Source organism: Aquitalea pelogenes (genome assembly GCF_001515305.1).
GTDB classification, from domain to species: Bacteria; Pseudomonadota; Gammaproteobacteria; order Burkholderiales; family Chromobacteriaceae; genus Aquitalea; species Aquitalea pelogenes.
In genome coordinates this window covers 76,662-96,517 of the sequence record NZ_LNQV01000003.1, presented here as the reverse complement: position 1 = coordinate 96,517, position 19,856 = coordinate 76,662, and the positions used below count along the sequence as shown (strand labels likewise).

Genomic DNA, 19,856 nt, shown 5'->3' with positions numbered 1-19,856 from the left:
AATCTTTCCCTGATTTACTTGGCGGCAGAGGCATTGGTTTTCAGCGGCTCGGCTTTGACAGCGGCGCCATCCTGCACCTTCATCAAGCCTTCCACCACGATGCGCTCACCACCTTGCAAGCCGCCATCCACCAGCCATTTGTCGCCGATGGTCTGACTGGTCTTGATGATGCGGGCATGCGCCTTGTTATCCTGCCCCACCACCATGACAACGGCCTCGCCTTTCTGGTTGCGGCTGACAGCCGGTTGCGGAACCAGCAAGGCGTTATGCCGCACGCCCTGCTCCAGGCGGGCACGTACAAACATACCCGGCAGCAGTTCGCCATTCGGGTTATCAAAGGTGGCGCGCAAGGTCACCATGCCGGTGCCGGAATCCACGGTGATGTCAGAGAACTCCAGTTCACCGCTGTGCGCATATTCGCTGCCGTCTTCCAGGATCAGCTTCACCTTGGCCTTGCCGGCCTGGTTCTGCAAAGCGCCCTTGGCAAAATCACGACGCAGGCGCAGCAACTCGGTACTGGACTGGGTCATGTCGACATAGGCGGTGGACAGTTGCTGCACGGTAGCCAGCGCCGTGGTCTGATTGGCAGTTACCAGTGCACCGGCGGTCACGCTGGATTTGCCGATACGACCGCTGACCGGAGCGGTAATGCGGGTATAAGCCAGGTTGATGCGAGCAGTTTCCAGCGAGGCCTTGGCTGTAGCCACATCGGCACGCGCCTGCAGCAAGGCGGCATGTGCATCGTCATTGTCCTGGCTGCTGATTGCCTTGATTTCCACCAGCTGCGCATAGCGCTTGGCCTTGAGCTCGGCCGATGTCAGAGTCGCCTCGGCCTTGGCCAGGCTGGCCTGAGCGGTCTGGTAGGCGGCCTGATAGGTATCCGGATTGATCTGGTACAAAACCTGGCCTGCCTTGACGTTGCTGCCTTCAGCAAACAGGCGCTTCTGGATGATGCCGCCAACCTGGGGGCGGATTTCGGCAACGGTAAACGCTGAAATGCGTGCCGGCAGTTCGCGGGTGATAACGGTATCTTGCGGCTGCAGCGTGATCACGCCGACGCTGGCCGGGCCGGCTGCAGGCATGGCGGCATTTTGCGACTGACCGCAGCTGCTCAGGGCTGCCGTCAGGAGCAAAGCGGCAACAGCCTTGAGTGCGGGTGTGGCTTGCTTGATGTGCATAGACATTCCAGTTCTTGATTTTATGAAAGCTGCGCTGAGCCAGTGCATGGCTGCCCAGTTCATGATGCAGTGCAGGCATTTTAAATACATACGCGTTTGTATGCATTAATTTTTGCGGAGAAAAAATGTAAAACCTGGTAGCTGATAAAGAAGCAGGCGTGAAAACTAGCGAGTTTTCGTGTGATTTATTACGTTGTAGTCGAATGTTTTGTTAACGATGATTAATAAAAATGACTTTTTTGCTACACCACGTATTTTTACTTAGTATATTTTCGTGTTTTTTGTCATGTGGATGATGCGGCAGGCATGCAGCAGGGTTATGATCAAAGCGTCAGACAGCCAAGCAAAGCCACACGAAGAGAACAAGCCTTGATGGATGAACAAGCAGAACGGCCCTGGGGTGGGCCACTGCAGCGGGAGAACAGCATCGGGGAAGATGCGAAGTAGCCGGAAGTACGCACAAGCCGTAAGCGCAGTCAGCATCGGGTGGGGACCTCGCTGACACGCACCAGAAACGGCACGAAAAATGAAGGGCAAAACTTGAAAGGCCGCGCAAGCGGCCTTTTCTTATTGTGCCGGTTGCTGATGTAAACCCATCTAGCGCAGCCGGACATCCTCAAAGCCGAAGGATCCGTTCGGGTTCATCACGAAACCCTCCACTTCCTTGCGCAGCGGAATATAGATGCGTGAGTGCGCCATGGTGATCCAGGGGCGTTCCTGCTTGAAGATTTCCTGCGCTTTCAGGTAATAAGCTGTCCGCTCCTTTTTATCGGATGCCTGCCTTGCCTTGCTGAGCAGCTCATCAAACTGCGCATTGCAAAAGCGCTGGCCGCCCTTGCTGACTGCGCAAGACAGCGAGGTCGACAGAAAATCGTCCGGATCGCCGGAGTCACTGGTTACGCCACTCATGTACACATCGTGTTCACCCTGCGCGGCACGGCGCAGATACTCGCCCCACTCGTAACTCTGGATGGTGGTCTTGACGCCGATTTTGGCCCAGTCCTGCTGAATCATCTGCGCCATCAGCTTGCCATTGGGGTTGGTGGGGCGTTGAACCGGCAAGGCCCACAGATTGATGGTAAAGCCATCCGGATAACCTGCCCTGGCCAATAGCTGACGCGCCCGTGCCGGGTTGTATTCATTGCGGGTACGCGGATTCCAGCTCCACACGGTGGGCGGATAAGGGTTGATGGCCTGAATGGCCCCGCCTTTGGGAAACAGCGCCTTGAACAAGGCATTGCGGTCAATCGCAATATCCAGCGCTTCCCTCACCTCGCGCCTGGCCAGTTGCGGGCGCTGCAAGTTGAACGCCAGGTAGGAAATGTTCATCGCGCCTGTGCTGACCAGCTTGATGGCCGGGTCGGACTGCAAAGCATCCAGATCATCCTCCCGCACGGCAGCAGCTATCTGGCATTCATTGTTTTTCAGCTTCTGGATGCGTACCTGCGGGTCGGTGACGATGGCAAAAATCAGGTTGCCCGTTTGCTGGGGGCGGCCCCAGTACGAGGAGTTGGCAGCAAAGCGCACGGCCGAGTCCTTGGCATAGCTCTTGAATTGATAAGGGCCGGTACCAATCGGGAAGCGGTTGATATCGGCTGCCCGATGTTGCTGCAACAGCTGACTGGCGTACTCGGCCGATTGCATGCCGGCAAAACCCATGGCCAGGAAGCTCAGGAAGGCAGCATTGCGCTGCTTCAGTACCAGGCGGACAGTGTAGGGATCCACCTTTTCCACGCGCTGGATGGACTGAGCCAGCCCGGAGTTGGCCGGGCCCAGCAATTGGGTCTTGAATGCCTGATTGAATGGCTGGGCCGGATCAATCCAGCGCTGCACGGTAAACACCACATCATCGGCAGAAAATGTGCTCTTCGGCTTGAAATAATCGGTCGTCTGAAAACGCACACCCTTGCGCAGATGGAATGTGTAAGTCAGTCCGTCTGCCGATAACTCCCATTTGCTGGCCAGCGCCGGAATGATGTCGGTCCCTCCCCGCTTGAATGCGACCAGACCCTGAAAAATCTGCCGTGTCACATTATAAGTAGAGGCGCTATCCCACAGCGCCGGATCAAAACCTTCCGGTGCGGTTTCGGCGCAAAACACCAGGGAACGCCCCGCCTGGGCCAGCGGTGCCAGTCCGGACATGAGCGCCAACAAGGTCAGCAAATGGAATTTCATTGATTTTTCTCCGTTGTCCGTCGGCAGTTACCGACAAGCTTGCCACTGATCTGGCCATGATAGAGCAGGATGCGTGCATCAACAGCCCCCTTGCGAAGGGCAAGAGTTGAACGTCAGTTACACAAACTGTCAATGGCCGCCGTGACAACCCGTACCAGACCTGCGGCAAAACCGGATGACCAGCAGCATGGATATGTGGCACTCTTACCGGAGAATTGATCGCGTAGTGGCTATTCCCGGACAAAAAAAATCCCGGCGGGGACCGGGATTAAACGTTTAGCGGGGATAGATACGAGGCGGGAAACCTCGCACTTGTATTTATAACTATCAAATGACCCCCAGTCAAATAAATATTTGCTTACATATGAAGGCAAATAACAAAAAAGGCAGCTTTCGCTGCCTTTGTCATTGCTCCTTTTGATCAGGAACCTTGCTTGTTCATCTTGCGACGCTCGTGCTCTTGCAGGTAGCGCTTGCGGATACGGATGGACTTGGGAGTGATTTCAACCAGTTCGTCGTCGTCGATGAATTCAACGGCAGACTCCAGGGTCATCTTCACCGGGGTGGTCAGGCGTACGGCTTCGTCAGTACCGGAGGCGCGCACGTTGGTCAGCTGCTTGCCCTTGACCGGGTTTACCACCAGGTCGTTGTCGCGGCTGTGAATGCCGATGATCATGCCTTCGTACAGCTTGTCGCCCGGGGAAACAAACATGCGACCGCGGTCTTCCAGCTTCCACAGTGCATAGGCAACGGCTTCGCCGTTTTCCTGGGAGATCAGCACGCCGTTGTGGCGACCCGGCATGTCCGGCTTAACCGGTGCGTAGTCGTCAAATACGTGGCTCATCAGGCCGGTACCACGGGTCATGGTCATGAAGTCGGACTGGAAGCCGATCAGGCCACGTGCCGGAATATGGTACTCCAGGCGGGTACGACCCATGCCGTCGGATTCCATATTGGTCAGTTCACCACGGCGACGACCGATTTCTTCCATGATGGCGCCCTGGTGATCATCTTCCAGATCGATGGTCAGGTTTTCGTACGGCTCGCACTTCTCGCCGTTGATTTCCTTGAATACCACGCGCGGCTTGGCCACGGCCATTTCAAAGCCTTCGCGACGCATGTTTTCCAGCAGGATGGTCAGGTGCAATTCACCACGACCGGACACACGGAACACGTCGGAGTCTTCGGTTTCTTCAACGCGCAGGGCAACGTTGGTCAGCAGTTCCTTGGTCAGGCGGTCACGGATCTGACGCGAGGTCACGAACTTGCCTTCGGTACCGGCCAGCGGCGAGGAGTTCACCATGAAGTCCATGGTCAGGGTCGGTTCGTCCACCGACAGTACCGGCAAGCCAGCCGGTTGGTCCTTGTCACAGATGGTCACGCCGATACCGATGTCTTCGATACCGGAAATGATCACGATGTCACCAGCTTCGGCTTCAGCCACTTCCACGCGCTCCAGGCCCTTGAAGCCCAGCAGCTGGTTGATACGGCCGGAAGCAACCTGGTCTTCGTGATTCATCACCACTACTTGCTGACCCGGCTTGATGCGACCGTTCAGGATGCGGCCCAGACCCAGGCGGCCGGTGTAAGTGGAGTAATCCAGTGCGGAGATTTGCAGTTGCAGCGGTGCGTCTGCGCTACCGTTCGGCAGCGGAACATGCTTCAGCACGGTGTCGAACAGCGGACGCATGTTGTCGGATTCCTGATCCAGTTCCAGCTTGGCAAAGCCGTTCAGGCCGGAAGCGTAGATGATGGGGAAATCCAGTTGTTCGTCGGTGGCACCCAGTTTGTCGAACAGGTCGAAGGTTTGGTCCACAACCCAGTCCGGACGTGCGCCCGGACGGTCAACCTTGTTGATGACCACGATGGGGCGCAGGCCCAGGGCCAGGGCTTTCTTGGTCACGAAACGGGTTTGCGGCATCGGGCCTTCAACGGCATCCACCAGCAGCAGCACGCCGTCTACCATGCCCAGTACACGTTCCACTTCACCGCCGAAGTCGGCGTGTCCCGGAGTGTCCACGATGTTGATGTGTACGCCTTCGTAATCGATGGCGGTGTTCTTGGCCAGAATGGTAATGCCACGCTCTTTTTCAAGATCGTTGCTGTCCATTACGCGTTCATCTACCTGCTGGTTCTCGCGGAAGGTGCCGGACTGGCGCAGCAACTGGTCAACGAGGGTGGTTTTGCCATGGTCCACGTGGGCAATAATGGCAATATTACGAATCTGTCGTGTCATTTTCGGAATTCGGTCGGTTGAAGCGGAAAAATCGTAAGATTCTATCACGTACAGCGCCAACTACCCAAAGCATTATCGCGACAAGCAATGATGATTTGGTTACACTGCGCGCCAAAATCCACGCAAACACAGATTATCAAGGAGTCGACCATGTATGACTGGGACGCCCTGTGGCATGAACATGAAGGTTATCGCACCGGTTTTGCCGTGCATCACAACGACGCCAACCTGCTGGCAGACGAGCTGTCGGCTAAGCTGATGAAGCCGGCCCAGCACCCCACGGATGTGGCAGTCTACGAGACCCCGGACAAATTCATCCTGGCAGGTCACGACGATGGCCTGCAGCTGCTGGAAGTGTTCAAGCACGGCATGTTCGACATCACCCTGCGCCTGGTCACCGAAGATGAAGGACTGGACGAACCTGCCCTGCCCTACGTGGAAATCCATGTCGACAACCTGGCCACAGAAGAGCAGTCGGTGTGGCGCGGCGCAGTGAGCCGTGACGAAGAAGGCCGTATCTGGGTGGGCAATCGCACACTGGAAGAGCAAGTCATGCCGGCCATGCCGTTTGACGAGCTGTCCTTTACCGATAACGCCCATTTCCGCGATGAACTGCATCGCGTGTGGCAGGAGGACTTGCCGCAGCTAAAGCCCTTGATTGATGCCTGGTTTGATCACACCGACCTGAGCGGCAGCGCCGAGCCGCATCATTATGGTGACGAAGCGCGGGTACAGCAGATTTGCGACCGCTACGCGGAAATCGTGCGTCGTGAACAAGCCGTACTGTCGCGCCAGTTTAGCGACGCCGAGCTGCAATTGATTGCCCACGTACTGAAGAATGTCCGCTTTGAAGAAGCAGCATCCTGCCGCGGCGTATGGCTGGCAGTGGAAACCTGCATGATCGACGAGGAGCTCGACCAGCATTTCAAGGTGGATGGCGAAGCCCTGCTGCTCAAGATGAAGAACCTGTCTTACTCTCAGGAAGTGGCACTGATCGAAGCGCTGTCGCCCCTGCCGGCCAGCTCCACCGCCGCCTGAGCCATCCAGAAATACCAGAGCCTGCCGGAACATGACGGCAGGCTTTTTTCATGGCGTACGCGGCAGGCAAAAAAAGGGGGCGATAGCCGCATCGCCCCGAATCCCATCCATACCAGTCAGAGGTGAAACACCTCCCACGGGGCACACAGTACGTGTTGCAGATTACGCCGTCATGACAGGAAAGAAGGTCAGCACCACCTTGCCCAGATTGGCATTGGCTTCCATATGGGCATGCGCCTCTGTCACTTGCTGCCAGGGGTAGCAGCTATCCACCGTGGTTTTCAGTTTGCCCGCCGTGATGGCCGGCAGAATGGTGTCGGCCAGCGCCTGCGCCAGCGGGGCCTTTTTTGCCAGTGGCTGGGAACGCAGGGTGGAGCCAATCACTGACAGGCGCTTCATCAGCACCAGGCCCAGATTGAGTTCGGCCTTGCCACCCCCCATGATGCCGATATTCACCAGTCGTCCATCCTGCTTCAGGCTGGCGAGGTTTTCAGCCAGATAAGCAGCGCCTACCGGATCCAGAATCATGTCCGCCCCGCCCCATTCCTTCACCAGACGGGAAAAGGCAGGCGTTTCCTTGTAGTTGAATACTTGCTCCGCACCCATCTCGCGGCAGAATTGCAGCTTGTCTGCGCTGCCGGCACTGGCGAACGGGTGCGCACCCAGCAAGCGGGCCAGCTGGATGGCACAAGCCCCCACGCCACTGGCTCCGGCATGGATCAACACATGATCCCCGGCCTTGACCTGCCCCACCTGCACCAGATTCAGCCATGCCGTCATCCATGCCTCCGGCAGACTGGCGGCTTCCACCCAGGACATTTCATCCGGCTTGGCAATGGCCAGCACTTCATCCAGCAGCGCATATTCAGCATAGGCACCGCCTGCCACCAGGCCAAACACGGCATCGCCGGGCTGATGGCGGCTGTTGTCGTCCGCCTCCACCACGACACCGGCAATTTCCAGCCCCAGAATGGCGCTGGCACCGGGCGGCGGCGGATAATGGCCCTCTCGCTGCACAATGTCAGCCCGGTTGATGCCGGCCGCCATCACCTGCACCAGCAATTGGCCTGGCTGTCGCTGCGGACGCGGGGCTGCGCCGATATAAAGTGTTTCCACACCGCCCGGTGCATCTTGCAAAACTGCCTGCATCATCTTGCTTGCCTTTCCTTTTGCCGCCTGTACTCAGGCGAAATCCGCACTGCATGAAACTGAGCCAGATCAAGCAATGCATTCGAGTATTGTTTACAATGGCGCGCCATGACTGATCACTGCTTCCATTGCGGCCTGCCCGTCCCCGACGCTGTCGACTTCCCGGTGCGTTACCGGGAAAAGACCGAAGCCACCTGCTGCGCAGGTTGCCAGGCCGTCGCCCAGACCATCATCGACTCCGGCCTGTCCGATTACTACGCCCACCGCACGCAAGGCGCACGGCAGGCCGAGGCCTTGCCGGCAGATATTTTGCAGCAGATCAGGCTGTATGACTCGGAAGAGTTGCAAAAAAGCTTTGTGCACCAGCGCGACGAAAACAGCCGCGAGGCCGCGCTGATTCTGGAAGGCATTACCTGCGCTGCCTGTGTCTGGCTGAATGAGCAGCACATCCGCCAGTTGCCCGGCGTGCTGTCGGTGGACATCAACTATACCAGCCACCGGGCACGGGTTTGCTGGGACAACACCCGCATCAGGCTGTCACAGATTCTGGAAGCCATTTCGGCCATTGGCTACCGCGCCCATCCTTACGATACCGAGCGGCAAGAGGCGCTGGCGCAAAAGCAGCGCAAGCAGGCCATCAGCCGCCTGTGGGCAGCCGGGCTGTCCATGATGCAGGTGATGATGTACGCAGTGCCGGTTTACCTGGCACCGGATGGCGACATCGACCCGGACTTCCTCTGGCTGCTGCACTGGGCCAGCCTGATCCTGACCCTGCCGGTGATGCTCTATTCGGCAGTGCCGTTTTATCAGAACACCTGGCGCGACCTGAAATCAGGCCGCGTTGGCATGGACACGCCGGTCACCATCGGCATTTTCACTTCTTTCTTTGCCAGCCTGTGGGCGCTGATCAACAAGATTCCTCACGGTGTGTATTTCGATTCGGTGTCGATGTTCGTCTTCTTGCTGTTGGGCGGGCGTTATCTGGAAGGCATTGCCCGGCGCAAGGCGGGCGAGGCGACCGAAAGCCTGGTCAAGCTGATTCCGGCTTTTGCCCATCGCGCAGCCAACTGGCCGTCCAGCCGCGATACCGAGGAAGCCACCGTCGCCATGCTCAATGCAGGCGATGTGATTCTGGTGAAGCCGGGTGAAACCATTCCCGGTGACGGCGTGGTGCTGGATGGCAACAGTTCCGCCAATGAATCCCTGATCAGCGGCGAGAGCAAGCCGATTGCCAAACGGGTTGGCGACAGCGTGATTGCCGGCAGCGTCAATACCAGCAGCCCCTTGTATGTGCAGATCAGCCAGACTGGCCAGCAAACCCGGCTGGCCGGCATTGTGCGTCTGCTGGATCAGGCGCTGGCCGAAAAACCACGCCTTGCCGTGGCGGCCGACCGCTTTGCCAGCTGGTTTGTCGCCCTGCTGCTGCTGGCAGCTGCTGGCAGCTATATTGCCTGGCACTTCATCGAACCGGCACGCGCCTTGTGGATCATGGTGGCGGTACTGGTGGTGTCCTGCCCTTGCGCCCTGTCGCTGGCCACTCCGGCGGCACTGACCGCCGCCACCGGCCATCTGGCCGCACTGGGCTTGCTGACCACCCGCGGCCACGCACTGGAAACCCTGGCGCGGGTTACTGATGTGGTATTCGACAAAACCGGTACGCTGACGCATGGCGACATGCGCATGCGCGAGCAAATGCAACTGGGCACACTGCCTGCGGAACAGGCACTGGCCATTGCCGCTGCCCTGGAGCAGGCATCGGAACACCCGCTGGCGCAAGCACTGCGCCAGGCCGCCAGCACACTGCCCTGCCCGGCCACAAGCCGGCTGGACAACATTCCCGGCAAGGGGGTGGAAGGCGTGATTGATGGCACGACATGGCGGCTGGGTTCGGTCGAGTTCATCAACCAGTGGCTTGCCAGTCCGTTGACACTGCCAGCCGACTGGCAGGCCGACTGCACCCTGGTGGTACTGGCCAGCCAGGCTGGCGCGCAAGCTGTGTTTGCCATTGGCGATACGGTGAGAAGCGACGCCATCGACATGGTGGCCCTGCTGCAACAGCGCGGCATTTGTGTACACCTGCTCAGCGGCGACGGTGCAAACGCCGTGCAATACCTCGCGCGCAAGCTGAACATTGCCGACTGGCATGCCCGCGCCACGCCGGAAGACAAGCTCGCCTTTGTCGGCCAGCTGCAACAGGCAGGCAAGCGCGTGCTGATGGTGGGCGACGGCATCAACGATGCGCCGGTGCTGGCGCGGGCTGATGTATCGCTGGCAATGGGTGGCGGCACCGACGTAGCCCGCGCCAGTGGTGACATGGTACTGATGGGCGACCAGCTGGCCCTCATTCCGCAAGCACTGGCCCTGTCCCGCAAGACCCTGGGTGTAATCAGACAGAACCTGTGGTGGGCAGCCGGGTATAATCTGCTGGCCCTGCCGCTGGCCATGAGTGGTCACCTGACCCCGTGGCTGGCCAGCCTTGGCATGGCTGCCAGTTCGCTCATCGTGGTGAGCAACGCCCTGCGACTCGTCAAACGGAAATCCTGATGGAAAGTCTTTACCTGCTCATCCCGCTTAGCATCGTGCTGGCGTTTGTCATTGCCGTGGTGTTCTGGTGGGCCACCCGTTCCGGCCAGTTCGATGATATGGAAGGCCCGGCACATCGTATCTTGATGGATGACGACCGCGCCCCCACTGACAAAACCCCTGCCAGCAAGACCGGCACACCGGACGAGCACTAAACACAGCCAACTTGACGCGAGCATGGCTGACAGCACGGGGTGAATAGGCTAGCATGCCTTTCCCCCTACCCGTGCTGACTCACCGTGAAAACAGACTTCAGTTTCTTTGGCTCGCGCCGTTTTCTTCCCCTGTTCGGCACCCAGTTCCTGGGCGCTTTCAATGACAATCTGCTGAAAACAGCCATTGTGGTGCTGATCAGCTACCACGGCCTCACCTTGAGTGGCATGTCACCGGAATTGCTGGTCAATATGGCGGCCGGCGTGTTCATTCTGCCCTTCTTCCTGTTTTCCGCCACCGCTGGCAAATTATCCGAACGCTATGACAAGGCAGTGATTGCCCGCGGCGTGAAGCTGGCGGAAATCGCCATCATGCTGCTGGCCGGTGTCGGTTTCTTTTTGCATGCAGCAGGCCCGCTGATGGCTGCGCTATTCCTGATGGGCTGTCATTCCGCCTTCTTCGGCCCGCTGAAATATTCCGTCCTGCCGCAATACCTTAAGGAGCACGAGCTGGTAGGCGGCAATGGCATGATTGAAATGGGTACTTTCCTGGCCATCCTGATCGGCCAGATCATCGGCAGCCTGATGACCGAAGGCGGCCCGCTGCTGATTGTCTCCCTGCTATTGCTTACTGCAGTGTGTGGCTGGCTGTTCAGCCGCCGCATGCCAGCAGCACCGCCCGGCGCGCCGGATCTGCAGCTGTCCTTCAACTTCATTGGCGATTCGGTACGGCTGGTAGGCCAGGCCTGGCGTATTGCAGACGTGCGCAGTGCCATCCTCGGCATTTCCTGGTTCTGGCTGATGGGTGCCGTCTACACCACTCAACTGCCCACCTTTACCCGCCTGCACCTGGGCGGTGATGCACAGGTTTATACCGTCATGCTGGCGCTGTTCTCCATCGGCATCGGTCTGGGTTCGGTGATTTGCGCCAAACTGTCGCATGGCCGTTTGCAACTGGGGCTGGTATTGCTGGGCAGCGCAGGCATGACGGTATTTGGTGCCGACCTGGCATTGGGCGCCATGCAACGCTACCAAGGCAGCCTGATGCCGCTGGGCACTTTCCTCATGCAACTGGGCAGCTGGCGCCACATGCTGGATGTAGCGATGCTGGGCTTTTTTGGCGGTTTCTTTACCGTACCGCTGTATACCTGGCTGCAAATCTCCAGCCCTGACAGCTTCCGTTCGCAAGCCATCGCAGCAAACAACATCATCAACGGCTTTTACATGGTGGCAGCGGCACTGGCCAGCGTGGTGGTGCTGCAAAAATTCGGCAATATTGCGTATTTGCTGCTGGGCACGGCCATGCTGAACATTCTGGCTACCTTGCACCTGCTGTGGCAGGCACCGGTCATCTGGCAGCAGCGTAGCAGCTGGCTGAAAGCAACAATCGAACAATAAGCAATAAAAAAAGGCTGGCACCACCAGGTGGCACCAGCCCCAAGAGCATTCGGCGGCGTCAAGGCCCGAAACCGCCGAAAGCGGGAGGTTCGCCAGCAACACAGCTGTTGCCGGCGATTGAAACCAGTCCTGATCAGACCGGTTTCCGCGGGTACTGAGTGTCAGTCAGTGCTGGCTATTTTCTTTTGCTGCGGCCGTTTCGTCCAATTGATTACCATTTCGGTATTGATATAAATTTTCTATCACCATGCACGCACACAACGCTTTGGCAGCCGGGATTCATCATGTAGCCATCATCACGGCTGATTACCCGCAAGCCCGTGACTTCTACCACCGCATTCTTGGTTTGCCGATTGTCAGCGAAGTCTGGCGGGCGGAACGCAGCTCATGGAAATTGAATCTGGCCTTGCCGGATGGTTGCCAACTGGAACTGTTCAGCTTTCCGGCGCCACCGGCGCGCGTCAGTCGGCCGGAGGCTTGCGGCTTGCGCCATCTGGCCTTGCGCGCAAGCAATCTCGGAGAGGTGCGCCAGACGCTGATTCAGCAAGGTGTACCGTGTGAGGATATCCGGCTGGATGAAATCACCAACCGGCAGTTTTTCTTCTGCCAGGGGCCGGATGAGCTGCCGATTGAATTCTATGCGGACTGATGCTGGCGGATGTAGTCGATGAAAGCTGCCGGCGGCATGGGCCGGGCAAACAGATAGCCCTGCGCATAGTCACAACCGGCCTGTCGCAGCAGTTCCAGTTGTTCCGGGGTTTCCACCCCTTCGGCGATGATCTTCATTCCCAGCTTGTGGCCCATGGCAATCACTGCCTCGGTAATGGCGCGGTCGGTATTGTCATTGGCCAAGCCCTGTATGAAGCTGCGATCTATCTTCAGATAGTCGATATTGAATTTCTTCAGATAGGACATGGCGGAGTAGCCGGTGCCAAAGTCGTCGATGCTGACTTCCATTCCCGCCTGGTGAAAGCCAAGCAAGGTATTCACCACAATCGGCCGCTCATCCAGCAGCAGGCTTTCGGTGATTTCCACCGAAATACAGGAGGCGGGCAAGCTGCGCGCCGCCAACTCCTGCGGCCACAGGCCACAGTCCCCGCTGATCAGTTGCCGTGGTGAGATGTTGACGCTGACCTGCCCGCTCGGCCATTGCTGCAGCAAGTCCATGGTTTGCTGGAACACCAGGTTGCCGATATCGCCGATCATGCCGATTTCTTCTGCCACGGCAATGAACTCGCCAGGCAGACGGATGCCATCCGTGGGGTGATGCCAGCGTAGCAGCGCTTCAGCCTTTACAGGCAAGCCGTCCTGCAAGGCAATGATGGGCTGGAACCAGGCTTCGAAATGGTTTCCTGCCAATGCTTGTCGCAACTGCTTGCCAATGGCCTGACGCCGCAGCGCTTCCTCTTGCAAGGACGGGGTGAAGTAACTGAAACAATTGCGTCCGTTGGCCTTGGCGGCATACATCGCCTGGTCGGCATAACTGACCAGCGTTTCCTGCTGCTGGCTGTCGTCGGGATAGAGCGCGATGCCGATGCTGGCAGACACATAGACTTCGTTGCTGCCCAGCAGGAATGGCATATGCAGCAAGCGGATGATTTTGCTGGCCACCATGCCGGCCGCCTGTGCATTATTGATGTCCGAGAGAATGACCACGAATTCGTCCCCCCCCTGGCGCGATACGGTGTCGCTACTGCGCACCACGGCCTGGATGCGCTCTGCGGCCTGAATCAGCAACTGGTCACCCACGTGGTGACCCAGCGTGTCATTCACTTCCTTGAACCGGTCCAGATCGATGAACAGCAAGGCCAGCGTACTGCCCTGGCGACGCGCCCGCTCCAGCTCTTCAGACAGACGGTCGCGCAGCAGGCGCAAATTGGGCAGGCCGGTGAGCGCATCGTAATTGGCCTCGCGCCAGATGGCCTGCTCCATCTGTTTGCGCTCGCTGATATCCAGTATCAGGCCAACCAACCCGCCCAGGCTGCCATCGGCCTTGTCAAACGTGGCCTTGTAGAACACCACGTCGTGCCGGCTGCCGTCGGCATATTGCACCTGTGCCTCGTACACCTGCGTGCCACGACTGTTGAACAGGCTTTGGTCTGCCGCGTGATAGCGTGCGGCAAGGTCCGGCGGCGACAGGTCGAATACCGAATAGCCAATCAATTGCTCGCGCGGGGTGCCGATGAATTGCTCGAATGCGACGTTACAACCGATGTAACGCCCCACCTCATCCTTGTAGAAAACCGGGTTCGGAATGGTATCCACCAAGCGGGTGATGAACTGCAACTGGTCTTTCACTGCACGTTCGGCGTCGTTACGCTCAGTCACATCCATCAGCATGCCGATGATGGCAGGCCGACCAGCAAAGCGGGTACTGACACCGAACACCTCGACATCCAGCCCCTCGCCATCCTTGCGCACGCCACGAAAGCTGTAATGACTGCTTTGTACCTGGCCGCTCAGGCGGAGGGTCAGCTGCTCGCGCACCAAGGGCCTGTCACCCTCTGCCGTGAGGTGTTGCGGCCCCATGCCCGCGCATAATTCCTGAGCCGAATAGCCGAACAGGCTGGCGAGGCGCTCGTTCACGAAGACAAAACGGTCATCCTGAATGACATACACGCCGATCAGCGCATTGCTGCACAAGCCGCGCAATAATGGCACGGCCTCATGCAGCAAGCCTTGCAGGATGGAATCGAATGGGGTCATGGTGTCGACTGGGAAGCTGGCAGCTTATGCAGTATAGGAGGCTGCACACTGTCATGAATTGATTACAGCGTGCAGGATACCTCAGTCGACTATAGATGGGTGGAAGATGGACCGAATTTAAAGCTTGAAGCGGCTGATGCTGGTGCGCAGCGTGCCAGCCAGACCTGCCAGCGCACTGGCAGACTGGGCTGCAGCGCGCGCCTTGGCATGATTACCATCAGCCTGCTGGGCAATCTTTTCCACGTTAAGTGCGATATCGCGGCTGGCGGCATCCTGCTCGCTCAGCGCTTCGGAAATGCCGCTGACAGCACTGCCCACCTGCCGTGCACCTTCCTGAATGGCCTGCAGGCTGTCACTGGCACTGGCGGCACTGCTGACGCCTTGCTCTACCTGTGCCACGCCCTGCTCCATGTGCTCCACCGCCATGCGCGCGCCAGTCTGGATCTTGCTGACTGTATCGCTGATCTGCAAGGTCGATTGCGTGGTGCGCTCTGCCAGTTTGCGCACTTCATCCGCCACCACGGCAAAGCCGCGCCCAGCTTCACCGGCCCGCGCCGCCTCGATGGCTGCGTTAAGGGCCAGCAGATTGGTTTGGTCGGCAATGTCACGGATTACGGTCACCACTTCGGCAATGCGTTCGACAAGCCATCCAGTTGTTTTACAGTTTGGCCGGCCTGCTGCACTGCCGTGGCAATCTCGCTCATGGTGTGGGTGGCTTGTCCGACAACATGCGCGCCGCTATGCGACTTTTCATTGGCATCCACTGCCATTTCACGGGCCAGTTCGGCATGCCGCGCCACCTGGTTGATGCTGCTGCTCATTTCTTCCACGCAGGCTGCCATGGTGCTGGCGGATGAATTCTGTTCGCCAGAAGCAGCCGAGACATCCTCTGCAATGCTGACCAGTTGCTGGGCCTGCACCGAAAGTGCAATCAGGCTGCTTTCCACCTCACCGATCATGCTGCGCAGATGACTGCTCATCTCGTCGGCAGCGTGCAACAAATCGCCCACTTCGTCCTGGCTTGTCACTTCAAAATGCACGGTCAGGTCACCATCCGCCACCTTGCGGATAACCTCGACTGCACCAGCCAGCGGGCGGGCTACCCAGCGCTTGCTGGCCCAGTAGGTAGCACCCGACAACAGCGCAATGATGATGACAGTGCCCAGTGCCAGGCGGATACGCATGGCATTCAATTGCGTGGCGAATTCATCCTCATAGCTGCTGGCGGCCACAATCCAGCCCCAGCGCTGAAAGGTGTCAAACACGGCGATCTTGGGGCGGGCGGCTTCATCACTACCCGGCTTGGCCCAGTGGTAATGCAGGACGCCTTGCTTTTGCTCCAGCATCACCCGGTTGATGGCGATACCGTCCTTGTCCTTGAAGTCCAGCAGATTCTTGCCCTGCGAATGCGGGTGAATCATCATGCGGCCCGGTTCGCGGCGGCTGTCAAAGGCATAGATGTAGCCGGATTCGCCAAAACGCACCGACATGATTTTCTGCCGCAAGGCAGCCAGGCTGGCGGTGAATTCCTCTCCGACAAACAGTGCTGCTACCACCTGTCCGGCCTCGTTGGTCAGCGGGGTGTACAAGGTCATGAAATCCCGACCGAACAACTGGGCCGGGCCGGTATAAGACTGACCGGCATTCAGGCTGGCATAGGCTGGCGAATCGTGACTAAGTGGTGTGCCAACGGCACGACTGCCATCTTCCTTCTTGACTGAGGTGGCAATGCGCACCCACTCGCTGCCATCTTTGACAAACACCGTTGCCAGCGAACCGCTCATGCGGGTGAAGCGGTCCACCTCATTGTTGGCGTTGTTGATGATGTGCTCGCCAATCCGCAGCTGGGGTAGCTGTTTGCCGGCACTTTCCACCCGCTCGCCACCCACGACCACCGGGCCGGCAAGCACGTTGCGCAAGGCCACCTCTGCCAGCGCGGCAGAGCGCTCCAGCTGTGCTGCATAAGCATCCATCATGTCGATGACCTGCCGGTTGGCCTGCTGCATTTCCTGCTGCATCTGGCTTTCCATGCGTAAACCTTGCCAATGCGTCAGCCAGGTTCCGGCAATGCCAAGAACAATAATCAGCAACAAGCAAAGCACCAGATTGAGCTTGGCGGCAATACTGAGGGAAGAAGGTAAAAGGTGGCGGGATTCGGACATGATAAAAACTGGATAGTGGGCTGGGAGTGAGATGCAGCACTTTGCTGCCTGTTATTACATTGGTCTAATTCTTGTGGCGGATAATAATATGGAAATGAATTAGCCAATTCACTAGAACAGCCACCATTGATTAAAATCAAACTCATTACACTCTCGGCCGAGTGGACATTTTGTCCGGTCAGCATCACCTTGCTGCAAGTGCACAACAAGAATGCACTACTCATCACTGATTCAGCACAAGCTGTCGTCTGGATGACGCTCTGCATCATTTGATTGTTGCCCCCACCGCCTGCATGCAACTGGTGTTTCAACAACAAGTGCTTGCCCTTGGCGAACTGACCATGTCATGAACTTGCTGGTGCTCAAGTAGTCAGACGTCCGAAAATGCATGATTGCGCCTGCACATCATGGTCATTCCGGGCTATATAAAGAAGGCAGTGCACATTTCTATTTTCGCCAAGGAGCATATGTCCATGTCCTTGCCCTCAACATTGTTATGCACCTGCCTGCTGCTTGGCGCCGCCAGCGCATGGGCCGAGCCTGGCAAACCGACGCTGGACCTGGAATGTGACTACCTGCCGAATGTCTGCAACCTGCCGGAAGATGCCAACCCCGGCCTGATGATTGAAATCGGCAGTGAGGCCATCCGTCGTGCCGGTTTTGTGCCGAACGTGAAAATCCGCCCCTGGGTCCGGGCCATGCGCGAAGTACTGGCCAGCCCCACTGCCCTGATCATTTATTTCGCCCGCACGCCGGAACGCGAACCTTTGTTCAACTGGATTGTGGTGACCAACACCACGGATTTCCGTTTTTTTACCCGCAACGGTGCTGAGCCATGCAATAGTCTGCAACAAGCCATCAGCCGGGGGCTGATTGGTGTACGGGCAGGTTCAAGCGTGCGCAGCTGGCTGATACAGCAAGGCGTCAGCGCAGCATCGCTTGCAGAAGGCCAACTGCCAGAAATGGCCAAGATGCTTAACGCAGGGCGGGTTGGCAGCTTTCTGGGGGCATCCATCACGTTTAACCAGACCTACCAGGCACAGCACGGCAAGCTGCCAACAGAAGGTGCCGTGGTGTACAGCAGCCAAAGCTGGCTGGCTTCCGGCCCCGCTTTTTCACCGGCCACAGCAGCCAGACTGGCCAAGGCCATCAACGAAATGAAACAGGATGGTTTCTATGAGCAGGCCATGCGCAAATACATGCACTGATGCAGGTCATGCCTGACGCAGGACTTTGCGCACGCTGAAGCAGGCCAGCACTCCCCACAACACGGCCAGCCCATTCCCCAGGGTAAACAACACATGAAAAGGTCTGGCCTCGGTCAGCCAACCCTCCAGATGATTTTCCCCCAGCAGCAAAGACAGGACACACAGCAATATGGTGGCTGCATGCTTGATACGGATATCTGATTGCCGGGCAGACCAGCCAAAGACAAAAGCGATAAACAAGTCGAAATAGGCAATTTCCCGCTGCCAGTGTTCGGACATCGCCCAGGTGGTACCCGCCGCCGTCCAGCCCGGCATCAGCAAATGCGAAACGGCCGCGCAAACTGCGACAGCCGCCCATAGCCGCAGCAAGATATCAAAACGCGCATGCAGCCAGCCATGCGATTCTTTGCACAATGCCATGCTCAGGCTCCACTTTTCATGAACAAGACGCTGGCAATCACAGCGCCGGGGGAGGTTTTGCGGCACATCCCACCGACCCATGGCCAATGAAAAATGCAGACAGTGGCGGAGCATCACGATGCATGCGCATGAAGATCGGCATGGTGTGCCTTGGCTGTGCTCGGTTCACTGGCGAGCGGGATGTGCAAAATTGGCACATGATAATACTTGTATGTCATGATTGGCCATCGCCCTGAAAATACCATCATGAACCGCGCCATTCTGCTGCTGCTCGCCGCCCTCGCCTGCCCAACTCTTTACGCCAAAGCACCGCCGCCTGCCGGCAATCAGCCGGATGAAGCCCAGCTGATAGAGCATGGCAGCTATAGCAACAGGGACGGCAACACGGTACACCGCCCCGCTCACAGCAAGTCTGGCAAGGTACCGCTGGGGGCGACCGCCAGATGCCGGGATGGCAGTTACAGTTTCAGCCAGCACCATCGCGGCACCTGCTCCCGCCACGGCGGGGTAAGCGCCTGGCTGGGATAAGGTGTAATCCACAAGGAACAAACCCAGCCCGCACCGCGCTCAGGCAAATACTGCAACCACCTGACGTGACAGTGCGACGAGCTCGCCATCCGGCCCGTACAGATGTGCATCCTGATTGGCATAGCCATCACGCGCGGCCACCAGGCTGGCATCCATGCGCCACCAGCCTTCATTGCCAAGCGGTTCGCCGTGGTGCACGAACTCCAGCTCCCAGCTGATGGTGCTGGCCGGGGCATGCCCCTGCACCAACGACAGTGCCACTGGCGGAATGGCATCGGCCATGGCGACAATCTGCTCCTCGCCCATCAGTCCCGGGTCACGCTGTCGCAGCAGGATACGGTTTGTCGTCGCGTGATGGCCGCTGAAAGGCAGGCTACCTTCCACCCAGCGGTAGGCATAGTGACGGGTAAATTCGGGTGACATGCCTGCGATGAACGGCAACTCCGGCCCGGCGCTGCTGTCGGTGGCCAACGGTTTGACCTCCGGCTTGAACGACAAGGCGGAATCCCTGGAAGCGCCAAAGACCGCAACAAACATGGCTGCCACCTGCTCACCCGCCATCAAGCGTGCCGCCACCTGCACGGCAGCACGCCCCTGGCGCAGCAGTTCCACCCGCAGGCCAAGCTGGCCTGCAGCCGCCGGGGCAACAAAGGTGGTGTGCAGCGACCACAAGGGCGGGAGATCCGGCATGGCCGCCCGCATGGCGCGCACCGCCAGCAAGGCCTGTATACCGCCAAACAAGGTTCGCCCCTGCGCCCAGCCATCATCCACCTCGGCTTGAAACAGGCCAGGCTGGCCGATGACGGGGGTGATGCTGTGGCAAACATCATCAATATGCATGCTGATTTCCCTGGATGTGATGACTGGAACAAACATTGACCGGCAGTCTAGCAGTGGCATCTTGCGTTTTGCAGTGGCAATAT

The 19,856-nt window shown here is 58.3% G+C and carries 16 protein-coding genes; 7 read left to right on the top strand and 9 right to left on the bottom strand.

All coding sequences use genetic code 11. From position 1 onward, the window contains the following. Positions 1-14: 14 nt before the first annotated feature. From AWT75_RS02215 to typA, 3 genes are all read right to left on the bottom strand, one after another. Positions 15-1,178 (bottom strand): efflux RND transporter periplasmic adaptor subunit, encoded by a 1,164-nt coding sequence (locus AWT75_RS02215; RefSeq protein ID WP_045846969.1) that lies wholly within the window; start codon positions 1,176-1,178, stop codon positions 15-17. A 597-nt stretch (positions 1,179-1,775) separates the two neighbouring features. Beyond that, positions 1,776-3,353: an ABC transporter substrate-binding protein gene (locus AWT75_RS02205; protein WP_062786821.1), complete on the bottom strand. Its 1,578-nt coding sequence runs from the start codon at positions 3,351-3,353 to the stop codon at positions 1,776-1,778. Between the two features lie 421 nt (positions 3,354-3,774). Beyond that, positions 3,775-5,589, bottom strand: a complete 1,815-nt coding sequence (gene typA, locus AWT75_RS02200; protein ID WP_045846971.1) for a translational GTPase TypA — start codon at positions 5,587-5,589, stop codon at positions 3,775-3,777. Positions 5,590-5,739: 150 nt separating this feature from the next. On the opposite strand from typA, the gene AWT75_RS02195 reads away from it, so the two are divergent. After that, positions 5,740-6,627, top strand: coding sequence for a hypothetical protein (locus AWT75_RS02195; RefSeq protein ID WP_045846972.1), 888 nt, complete (start codon positions 5,740-5,742; stop codon positions 6,625-6,627). A 162-nt stretch (positions 6,628-6,789) separates the two neighbouring features. Here AWT75_RS02195 and AWT75_RS02190 read toward each other — a convergent pair whose 3' ends face one another. Further along, positions 6,790-7,779, bottom strand: a complete 990-nt coding sequence (locus AWT75_RS02190; protein ID WP_239689424.1) for an NAD(P)H-quinone oxidoreductase — start codon at positions 7,777-7,779, stop codon at positions 6,790-6,792. A gap of 105 nt (positions 7,780-7,884) precedes the next feature. Between AWT75_RS02190 and AWT75_RS02185 the strand changes: the two genes are divergently transcribed. The 4 genes from AWT75_RS02185 to gloA2 all read left to right on the top strand — a co-directional run bounded on the left by AWT75_RS02185 (position 7,885) and on the right by gloA2 (position 12,558). Continuing rightward, entirely contained in the window at positions 7,885-10,320 is a 2,436-nt protein-coding gene (locus AWT75_RS02185; protein ID WP_062786818.1) for a heavy metal translocating P-type ATPase, read from the top strand. Beyond that, complete coding sequence (ccoS, locus tag AWT75_RS02180; protein WP_045846974.1) at positions 10,320-10,514, top strand: cbb3-type cytochrome oxidase assembly protein CcoS; 195 nt, start codon at positions 10,320-10,322, stop codon at positions 10,512-10,514. The genes AWT75_RS02185 and ccoS overlap by 1 nt, the downstream gene beginning before the upstream one ends. Before the next feature lie 84 nt (positions 10,515-10,598). Beyond that, positions 10,599-11,909, top strand: coding sequence for an MFS transporter (locus AWT75_RS02175; RefSeq protein ID WP_062786815.1), 1,311 nt, complete (start codon positions 10,599-10,601; stop codon positions 11,907-11,909). Between the two features lie 247 nt (positions 11,910-12,156). Further along, the gene (gene gloA2, locus AWT75_RS02170; protein WP_062786812.1) at positions 12,157-12,558 is read left to right on the top strand and encodes an SMU1112c/YaeR family gloxylase I-like metalloprotein; all 402 of its coding nucleotides are present in this window, start codon (positions 12,157-12,159) and stop codon (positions 12,556-12,558) included. Here gloA2 and AWT75_RS02165 read toward each other — a convergent pair. The 3 genes from AWT75_RS02165 to AWT75_RS02155 all read right to left on the bottom strand — a co-directional run bounded on the left by AWT75_RS02165 (position 12,546) and on the right by AWT75_RS02155 (position 16,777). After that, entirely contained in the window at positions 12,546-14,615 is a 2,070-nt protein-coding gene (locus tag AWT75_RS02165) for a putative bifunctional diguanylate cyclase/phosphodiesterase (protein WP_062786808.1), read from the bottom strand. The genes gloA2 and AWT75_RS02165 overlap by 13 nt on opposite strands. Positions 14,616-14,732: 117 nt before the next feature. Then, the gene (locus AWT75_RS02160; protein ID WP_062786805.1) at positions 14,733-15,239 is read right to left on the bottom strand and encodes a methyl-accepting chemotaxis protein; all 507 of its coding nucleotides are present in this window, start codon (positions 15,237-15,239) and stop codon (positions 14,733-14,735) included. Next, positions 15,233-16,777: a methyl-accepting chemotaxis protein gene (locus tag AWT75_RS02155; protein WP_062786801.1), complete on the bottom strand. Its 1,545-nt coding sequence runs from the start codon at positions 16,775-16,777 to the stop codon at positions 15,233-15,235. The genes AWT75_RS02160 and AWT75_RS02155 overlap by 7 nt, the downstream gene beginning before the upstream one ends. 473 nt (positions 16,778-17,250) lie before the next feature. Here AWT75_RS02155 and AWT75_RS02150 point away from each other — a divergent pair, with 473 nt between their 5' ends. Then, positions 17,251-17,985: a substrate-binding periplasmic protein gene (locus tag AWT75_RS02150; RefSeq protein WP_161937718.1), complete on the top strand. Its 735-nt coding sequence runs from the start codon at positions 17,251-17,253 to the stop codon at positions 17,983-17,985. Positions 17,986-17,991: 6 nt separating this feature from the next. On the opposite strand, the gene AWT75_RS02145 is transcribed toward AWT75_RS02150, so the two are convergent. After that, positions 17,992-18,405, bottom strand: coding sequence for a hypothetical protein (locus AWT75_RS02145; protein WP_045846980.1), 414 nt, complete (start codon positions 18,403-18,405; stop codon positions 17,992-17,994). A gap of 246 nt (positions 18,406-18,651) precedes the next feature. Between AWT75_RS02145 and AWT75_RS02140 the strand changes: the two genes are divergently transcribed. Continuing rightward, entirely contained in the window at positions 18,652-18,933 is a 282-nt protein-coding gene (locus AWT75_RS02140; protein WP_062786926.1) for a DUF3761 domain-containing protein, read from the top strand. 39 nt (positions 18,934-18,972) lie between these two features. Here the strand turns inward: AWT75_RS02140 and AWT75_RS02135 are convergent, their stop codons facing one another. Further along, a complete protein-coding gene (locus AWT75_RS02135; RefSeq protein ID WP_161937717.1) occupies positions 18,973-19,773 on the bottom strand; it encodes an acyl-CoA thioesterase in 801 nt (266 codons plus the stop codon). Between the last annotated feature and the right edge of the window lie 83 nt (positions 19,774-19,856).